The sequence below is a fragment of the Actinoplanes sp. NPDC048791 genome, assembly GCF_040650095.1.
GTDB lineage: Bacteria > Actinomycetota > Actinomycetes > Mycobacteriales > Micromonosporaceae > Actinoplanes.
The window spans coordinates 1-5,807 of the sequence record NZ_JBEZGQ010000537.1; the positions used below are offsets into that span (position 1 = coordinate 1).

Here is a 5,807-nt window from a genome sequence, read left to right on the forward strand (position 1 = left end):
GCAGGCGTGTCGCCCCGCGCGGCGGCCGCGTCAGTCATTCGTGGATCGCCCGTGCCCTCGCGGGGCTACCACCGCCGTGGTAGCCGGGGCGCACGTGTGGAGGACGTGAGGGTGATCGTCCTTCCGTACGGTGACCGGCATGGCCCTGGTGTCCACCCGGCTGCCGCGGGCCCGGGCTGCGGCGGCGCGCCACCCGCAGGCGATGGAGGCGCTGCTGGGGGTGCTCGTCCGGCCTGGTCCGCCCCGGAAGATGCCACCGGCCCGCTGATGCCGGCCTGGGTCAGGCGGCCCCCGTAAGACCTGCGGCGGTGGCGGCGACCATGCGGGTGAGCGTGGGCCGGAAAGGTGGGAACACGGCGCCGATCTCGGGCTCGCGTTCGTAGAGCTCCCGCAGGGCCTGCGGGGGCCGGGTGAGCGGGAACAGCTTGGTGACGAAGGCGCTGGCGGCCATGACCATGGCGGCCCCGTCGGTGGGCGCCATCGGCGGGCACGCGCCGGCGACAAGCCGGCCGACCTGCATGTACGTGCCGATGGCCCACAACTTGTACTCCCGCAGGACGGCCACGGTCACGTTGTGTTCCAGCATCGTCTCCACGTGCGTGGTCAGGTCGCAGTACAGCGGCCGGTCGACGTACGCGTCCGCCAGAGCCGCTGCCGCAGCGGTGGCACCCTCCGCTCCCCGCAGCGCCGCGCTCGCGGCGGCCGCCCAGTCCGAGCCCTCCTGCATCGTGAGCCGCAGGTAGATCTCCTCGCGGGTCCCGAAATAGCGCAGCACATTGGACTTGGCCAGCCCGACCGCCGTGGCGATGTCGCCGAGGCTGACCCAGGCGACCCCCGACTGTCGCGCCAGCTCGGCGGCGGTGCCGAGGATCGCCTCCCGCCGCTGGTCCTTCTGGTCCGGGCGGCGGGCCCGCTGGAATGGCGCCTGCATGCCAGGAATCTAACCGAGAACTACCAGAACGGCGTTCTCTTGTTAAAGATACGGTGTTCTGTTAGCGTCCGGCACCGATCCATCGACCAACCTGATCGGAGCATTTCGTGACCACCGCCGGGGCGGACCTCGCCCGGACCATCGACGCGTTCGTGGCCGCCTTCAACGAGCCCGATCCCGACCTCGACCTGGTCATGTCGTTCTTCGCCGAGGACGCCACGTACCTGCCCGGCAAGAAGCCCGAGCGCCGCGGCCTGGCCGCCATCCGCGCGGAGTTCGCTCCGCAGTTCGCCGGCCGCTTCGGCGCGATGACCTTCGACGTCTACGACCGGGTGATCGACGAGCCGCGCCGCCGGGCCACGATCCGGTGGGTGTGCCGGCTGGACCTCACCGGTGCCCACGGGCGGCGGGCCATGCCGATGCTGCGCTGGTTCGCCCGCGCCCGCTACGGCGGCCGGGTGCAGTGGCACGGCCTGGACGTCTTCCATTTCGACGCCGACGGGCGCATCAGCGGCAAGTTCACCTACGCCACGTTCCGCCTGCCGCTGTGGGAGGCCGGTGACGACGTACGGAAATGAGCGACCGCCGAGCCGGACAGCTCGGCGGTCGCCGGGGAGGAAGTGTCAGTGCGTGGCTGTGGCGGCCTTGCGGCGGTGGACCGCGAAGGTCATGACCGCCACGATCAGTGCGCCGACGATCAGTCCGAGGATCGCGCTGAACACCGTGTTGACGAGCCAGCCGACGAGTCCGCCCAGCACACCCGCGGCGTCGTGGGCGGCCTCCTCCACGTGGTGCACGGCCGAGTACAGCCAGTGCAGGCCGAGTTCGTCCGTGCCCACCAGCAGGATGTGCCCGCCGACCCACAGCATCGCGGCGGTGCCGAGCACGGTCAGCCCGGTCAGCACCAGGGGCATCGCCCGCACCAGGCCGCGGCCGAACGTCGCGAGGGCTCCGGACCGCTCCGACAGGCGCAGCCCGGCGTCGTCCATCTTCACGATCAGGGCGACCGCGCCGTACACCAGGACGGTCATCACGACCGCGACGACGGCCAGGATCGCCAGGCGGGACCAGAACGGCTCGTCGATCACCTCGTTGAGGGTGATCACCATGATCTCCGCCGACAGGATCAGGTCGGTGCGCACCGCCCCGGACACCAGGGTCTTCTCGTCCGGGGCGGCCTCGTCGCCCGCGCCGTGGGCCTCGTGGTGGGCGATCTTGGCCCAGACCTTCTCGGCGCCCTCGTAACACAGGTACGCGCCGCCGAGCATGAGGATCGGGGTGAGCAGCCACGGCACGAACTGACTGAGCAGCAGCACCGCGGGCAGGATGATCAGGAACTTGTTGCGCAGCGAGCCCAGCGCGATGCGCTTGATGATCGGCAGCTCACGCTCGGCCGCCAGGCTCCGCACGTACTGCGGCGTGACGGCGGCGTCGTCGATGACGACGCCCGCGGCCTTGGCGCCGGCCTTCGCGGCGGCCGCCCCGACGTCATCGATGGACGCGGCGGCGGCGCGGGCCAGCACCGCCACGTCGTCCAGCAGGGCTACGAGTCCACCGGCCAAGAGAGGTTCCTTCCGAAGCTGAGCAGCGAGCGTGTCCGCACATTCTCGCCCACGCCGCGGCCCGGGGCGCGGCGACCGGCCCCACCCATCGGCGACCGCCCATTCCCCGGCGCCGGTAAGCGCTATCATCGGCGGGTCTGGGACAGCCGGTGAAAAGGTTTCTTCTTGCGACAGCATGCAACGGTGCGGGAGGTGGCCGCCGACACCGGACTTTCCATCGCCACGGTGTCGCGGGTGCTCAACGGCCAGGCCAATGTCGCACCGCGCACCCGTGAGGTCGTGCTCGAGGCCGTGGGCCGGCTGGGCGGGCAGGGGCAGCGGCTCCGCGCCGATCCGGGGGCCATCTACATTCGCTGCCCGTACCTTCTCGACGAGTATTTCGGGCCGATGGTGTCGTCGGTCGTGGAAACCGTGGAATTGCACGGCATGACCGCCATTCTCAATGCCGGCAAGGCAGCGCGCGGCAGCAGCGCTTTGTCCGTCCTGCCCGGCCGCCAGAGCGTCGGCGGCGGGATCCTGATCCTGCCGCCCGAGTCGGGCCCGGAGCTGGAACGGCTCCGCGATCGCGGGTTCGCCTTCGTGGTGCTGGACCCGCGCACGCCGCCGCCCCGCGACATCGTCGCGGTGTCCGCGGCCCACACGACCGGCGCCCGCAACGTGATGTCCCACCTGGTCCAGCTGGGGCACCGGCGGATCGGCATCGTCGCCGGCCCGCGGGACTGGCTGGTCACCGACGCCCGGATGACCGGGTACGTGGCCGCCCTCGCCGACGTCGGCGTCCTCCCGTCGCCCGACCTGCTGCGTTTCGTCGACGAGCCCACCGTCGAGCAGGGTTACGACGCCGCCTGCGCCCTGCTCGACCAGCCGGAACGCCCGACCGCGGTGGTCGGCTTCAACGACAAGATCGCGGTCGGGGCCCTGCGGGCGGCGCGCGAACGGGGCCTGCGCGTCCCGGACGAGCTGTCCATCGCGGGGTTCGACGACACCACGGTCAGCCAGGCCACGGACCCGATGCTCACCACGGTGCGCCAGCCGCTGGCCGAGCTGGGCCGGATGGCCGTGACGATGCTGATCCGGATGATCCAGCGGCACGACCTGGACGCCCGGCACGTCGAGCTCGCCACCGACCTGGTGGTCCGGGGCTCCACCGTGGCGCCGCTCCGCTGATGTAACAACTGACGCTTGTTACACGCTCTCCCACAGGGACGCCAGGGCACGCATTGACACGGATGCCTGTAACGATGTTTCGTATCCGTTACGCAAGCCCCGTACCCCTGGAAGGAGTTCGTGTGATCCCATCTGTCCCCGGCCGCCGGTCGCGGTCGCGGGTTGCCGCCGTCGCCGTGACCGCGCTCGTCGGCCTCGCCGGTGCCGTCGCCATCGGCGGCGAGGCGTCGGCCGCCACGTCGGTGCAGGTCTACTGGAGTTCCGAATCGCGGACCGCCGGCTTCGAGCCGGTGAACGCGAACTGGTACGCCGACCCGGCGACGGGGCTGGCCGGTACGCCGTACCGGTTGTCGCGGCAGCCGGACGTGCCGATCGTGGCGGCGGGCGGCGCGGCGACGATCACCGCGAACACAGGCCGGCAGTACCAGAGCGTCCTGGGCTTCGGCTCCTCACTGGAGGAGTCGACCATCTACAACCTGTCCCGGATGAGCGCCACCGCCCGCGAGCGAACCCTGCGCCTGCTGCTCGATCCGAGCACCGGCGCGGGTTTCAACGTCGCCCGGATCACCTTCGGCACCAGCGACTTCACCAGCCGGGCCTTCTACACCTACGACGACGGCGCCGCCGATCCGTCGCTGTCGCGCTTCTCGATCCAGAAGGACCTCGACTACGGCATCATCAACGTGCTGAAGCAGGCCCGGCAGATCAACCCGAACCTGCTGATCTTCGCGAGCGTGTGGAGCCCGCCGGCCTGGATGAAGGCCAACAACAGCCTGATCGGCGGCAACCTGCTCGACCAGCACGTGCCCACCCTGGCGGCCTACTACCGGCGGGCGGTGCAGGCGTACGCCGCGCAGGGCCTGCCGATCCACGCCGTGACGCTGCAGAACGAGCCGCTGTACTCGCCGCCGGACTACCCCGGCACGCTCATCTCGGCGGACCAGGAACGCCGGCTCGCCGTGGCCATGCGCGCCGAGTTCACCGGCAACGGCGTCGGCGGCACGAAGATCTGGGCCTTCGACCACAACTTCGCGGAGGGGCCGTCGTACATCGCCGGAGTGCTGGGCAGCCCGGGCAGTCCGAGCGACGCGTTCAACGCCGTCGACGGGCTGGCCTTCCACGACTACGCCGGCGAGCCGGCCCTGATGGGCCAGGTCAAAGCCGGCTATCCGGGCAAGGACGTGGCGATGACCGAGCGGGCTGTCTGGGGTACGACCGGAGCGAACCGCATCGTCGACTACTTGCGCAACCAGTCCGTCATGTACCAGAACTGGGTGACGATGCTGGACCAGAACCGGGCCCCGGAGAAGTGGACCGGCGCACCGGACCCCACCATGCTGGTGCAGAACCCGTCCGCCCCGGACACCGTCTGGGCGCTGCCGGAGTACTACCTGACCGCCCAGTTCTCCAAGTTCATCCAGCGCGGCGCCAAGCGCGTCGACACCAACAACGGCTCGGCGGGCACTGTCACGAACGTCGCGTTCCTGAACCCGGACGGCAGCCTCGTCACGGTTGTGGTGAACCGCAGCACCGCCAACCAGACCTTCACCGTGCGCGCCGGCACGCAGCAGTTCACCGGCACCCTGCCCGCGAAGACGGTGGGCACGTACGTCTGGGCCGACGCGAACGCCACGCCGCCCACCGGGACGACCGCCGCGTTGCGATCCGACCTCAGTGGACGGTGCGTGGACGTGCCCGGGGCGAACCCGGTCGATGGCGCCCGGTTGCAGGTCTACGACTGCAACGGCAGCGCCGCGCAGCAGTGGACGGTCAGTGGCGACGGCACGGTCCGCGCACTGGGCAAGTGCATGGACGCGGCCGCCGCCGGGACCGCGAACGGAACGGCGATCCAGCTCTACACCTGCAACGGCACCAATGCGCAGCGCTTCACCCTCGGCGCCGGGGGAGACCTGGTCAATACGGCGGCCAACCGCTGCGTCGACGTGGTGAACAACGGCACGGCGAACGGATCGCAGCTCCAGCTCTGGGACTGCGCCGGCACCGCCAACCAGAAGTGGACCCGGGCCTGACAGGTCAGCTTGCCAAAACCGTCTCCGGCCCGTGACCCGCCGCAGCCCGACTGCGGCGGGGAGCGGGCCGGAGCCCGCTGAGCTCCCGGGCCTGGACGGCGGCGACGTGCGCCTCGT

General features: G+C 70.8%; 6 protein-coding genes. 4 read left to right on the forward strand and 2 right to left on the reverse strand.

The features are described 5' to 3' along the window. The first annotated feature begins 139 nt into the window (after positions 1-139). Complete coding sequence (locus tag AB0C29_RS30310; protein ID WP_360827212.1) at positions 140-268, forward strand: hypothetical protein; 129 nt, start codon at positions 140-142, stop codon at positions 266-268. A gap of 12 nt (positions 269-280) precedes the next feature. On the opposite strand, the gene AB0C29_RS30315 is transcribed toward AB0C29_RS30310, so the two are convergent. Continuing rightward, complete coding sequence (locus AB0C29_RS30315; protein WP_360827215.1) at positions 281-931, reverse strand: TetR/AcrR family transcriptional regulator; 651 nt, start codon at positions 929-931, stop codon at positions 281-283. Positions 932-1,038: 107 nt separating this feature from the next. On the opposite strand from AB0C29_RS30315, the gene AB0C29_RS30320 reads away from it, so the two are divergent. Next, complete coding sequence (locus AB0C29_RS30320) at positions 1,039-1,509, forward strand: nuclear transport factor 2 family protein (protein WP_360827218.1); 471 nt, start codon at positions 1,039-1,041, stop codon at positions 1,507-1,509. A gap of 45 nt (positions 1,510-1,554) precedes the next feature. Here AB0C29_RS30320 and AB0C29_RS30325 read toward each other — a convergent pair whose 3' ends face one another. Beyond that, positions 1,555-2,493 carry a DUF808 domain-containing protein gene (locus AB0C29_RS30325; RefSeq protein WP_360827221.1) on the reverse strand — a complete coding sequence of 313 codons (939 nt, stop codon included), beginning with the start codon at positions 2,491-2,493 and terminating at the stop codon, positions 1,555-1,557. Positions 2,494-2,658: 165 nt separating this feature from the next. Here AB0C29_RS30325 and AB0C29_RS30330 point away from each other — a divergent pair, with 165 nt between their 5' ends. Both AB0C29_RS30330 and AB0C29_RS30335 read left to right on the forward strand, forming a co-directional pair. After that, positions 2,659-3,660, forward strand: a complete 1,002-nt coding sequence (locus AB0C29_RS30330) for a LacI family DNA-binding transcriptional regulator (protein WP_360827224.1) — start codon at positions 2,659-2,661, stop codon at positions 3,658-3,660. 122 nt (positions 3,661-3,782) lie between these two features. Next, positions 3,783-5,690 carry a ricin-type beta-trefoil lectin domain protein gene (locus tag AB0C29_RS30335; protein ID WP_360827227.1) on the forward strand — a complete coding sequence of 636 codons (1,908 nt, stop codon included), beginning with the start codon at positions 3,783-3,785 and terminating at the stop codon, positions 5,688-5,690. Positions 5,691-5,807 lie beyond the last annotated feature (117 nt).

What these genes read in the sequence shown, in the direction of transcription:
- AB0C29_RS30310 (WP_360827212.1), top strand. Translation starts at nt 140, where the DNA reads ATGGCCCTGGTGTCCACCCGGCTGCCGCGGGCCCGGGCTGCGGCGGCG.
- AB0C29_RS30315 (WP_360827215.1), bottom strand. Translation starts at nt 931, where the DNA reads ATGCAGGCGCCATTCCAGCGGGCCCGCCGCCCGGACCAGAAGGACCAG.